The organism is Mesorhizobium sp. GbtcB19, from assembly GCF_019091085.1.
In the GTDB taxonomy this organism is placed as follows: Bacteria; Pseudomonadota; Alphaproteobacteria; order Rhizobiales; family Rhizobiaceae; genus Mesorhizobium.
Genome location: NZ_JAGXJY010000354.1, coordinates 1 through 251 on the forward strand (window position 1 = coordinate 1; position 251 = coordinate 251).

A 251-nucleotide genomic window follows, 5' to 3' on the forward strand; every position below is an offset into this window, starting at 1 on the left:
CCGTCGTCATGGAAGGTGGCCTTTGAGCCGAGGTCGAGCGACTGCGAGGCCTTGTCGCCATCATTGTCGGTCACCGTCGCCGTCAGCGTCACCAGGCCCGAGGTCAGGCTGATGCCTTCGGAGCTGTCGGTCGGGTTGTCGATGGTGTTCTCGTGCACCGCGCGGTCCTGCGTCAGCGTCACGGCGCCGGTCGAGGTGTTGACCGAAAGCGTGAACACCAGGAAGGCCGGGTCGCCGCTGTGGCCGGTCAC

1 protein-coding gene is annotated in these 251 nt (G+C 66.5%); it reads right to left on the reverse strand.

Features of this window, described 5'->3' with window-relative positions; genetic code table 11:
• On the reverse strand, nucleotides 1-251 hold a 251-nt coding region (locus tag KVT37_RS32465; RefSeq protein ID WP_217579054.1), incomplete at both ends, for a DUF5801 repeats-in-toxin domain-containing protein.